This window comes from Achromobacter sp. DH1f, from assembly GCF_000633435.1.
GTDB classification, from domain to species: domain Bacteria; phylum Pseudomonadota; class Gammaproteobacteria; order Burkholderiales; family Burkholderiaceae_B; genus Achromobacter; species Achromobacter deleyi.
The window spans coordinates 1-1,363 of record NZ_AYMF01000132.1; the positions used below are offsets into that span (position 1 = coordinate 1).

Sequence of the window (1,363 nt, forward strand, 5' to 3'; positions counted from 1 at the left end):
GCGGTGGGGGTGGCGGCGGGGTGCGAGGTGGGTGATTGGCCTCCTCACTGGGTGAGGGGCGGTGATGGGGGTCAGCCCACGCGGCGCCACACGCTGGCAAGCCAGGGTTGTTGGTCTCGGGGGAGGCCTTCGGGGCGGTAGTAGTGTTCCAGTTCTTCGAAGCCCGCCGTCTGCAGCAGGGTGCGCCAGGTGTCCAGGTCGTGGTAGGCGCCGTAGCGGCCGCGGTTCCAGCCTTCCTGGTTGCCGCCGCGGGGGTTGGAGCTGAACAGGATGCCTCGGGGTTTGAGGGTGGCGTGCAGGTCTTTGAGGACGCGCGGGAGTTCCTGGCTGGGGATGTGGAACAGGACGGCGTTGGCGAAGATGCCGTCGAAGCGGGCCGGTGGCAGGGACAGGTGCAGGAAGTCCTGGTGCCAGACATCGCAGCCGCTGGCCTGGCGGGCCATGTCGACGAAGCTGGGGGTGCCGTCCAGGCCGACGGGGTGGTGGCCCAGGGCGGCGAAGGTTTTCAGGTCGCGGCCGGGGCCGCAGCCCAGGTCCAGGATGTCCAGGGGCGCCTGGCCTTCGATGTGGCGCAGCAAGGCGGCGATGTTCTGGCTGACGTCGTGGTCGCGGGTGCCGGCCTCGAAGGATTGGGCGCTTTCTTCGTAGTGGGCCAGGGTCAGCGAGGTGATCTTGGCGAGGTCTTCGGCGTCGAGTTTCATAAGGGAATTGTGCCGTAGTTCGGAGGGCGTGTACGACATGGCGCACGACGGCGCCGGGACGAAGGCGGCATGACGTTGACCCGGGGCCGCTCGAAAAAAACGCCGCGCACGTTTGCCGTGCGCGGCGTTTCTGCTGGCGCGTGACCGCCGTCAGGCGGCCAGGCGGCCTTCGATCTTGACCTTGGTGGCGGGCAGGTCGTCAGGCAGGCCCTGGGCCAGCTGGCCGAAGAGTTCGTCGTGCAGGGCCAGTTCGTCGCGCCAGGCGGTGGCGTCGACGGACATGACCTGGTCGAACTTGTCGGGGCTGAATTCCAGGCCGGTCCAGTCGATGTCCTGGTAGCTGGGGGACACGCCGAAGATCTGGTCGACGCCGCCGGCCTGGCCGTCGATGCGGCCGAGCATCCAGCGCAGCACGCGCATGTTTTCGCCGAAGCCGGGCCAGACGAACTTGCCGTCGGGGCCCTTGCGGAACCAGTTGACGCAGTAGATGCGCGGCAAGGTGGCGCCGGCGGCTTCGAGCTGCTTGCCCAGCTTGAGCCAGTGGTTGAAGTAGTCGCTCATGTTGTAGCCGCAGAACGGCAGCATGGCGAAGGGGTCGCGGCGCACCACGCCCTGCTGGCCCACGGCGGCGGCGGTGGTTTCCGAGCCCATGGTGGCGGCCA

General features: G+C 68.4%; 2 protein-coding genes. Both read right to left on the reverse strand.

Going from position 1 to position 1,363, the window contains the following annotated elements; translation table 11 throughout:
• Positions 1-71: 71 nt before the first annotated feature.
• A complete protein-coding gene (locus U858_RS0133405; protein ID WP_025141388.1) occupies positions 72-701 on the reverse strand; it encodes a class I SAM-dependent methyltransferase in 630 nt (209 codons plus the stop codon).
• Between the two features lie 150 nt (positions 702-851).
• Positions 852-1,363: phosphoenolpyruvate carboxykinase domain-containing protein (locus U858_RS0133410; RefSeq protein ID WP_115597068.1), on the reverse strand; the 512-nt coding region annotated here is incomplete at its 5' end.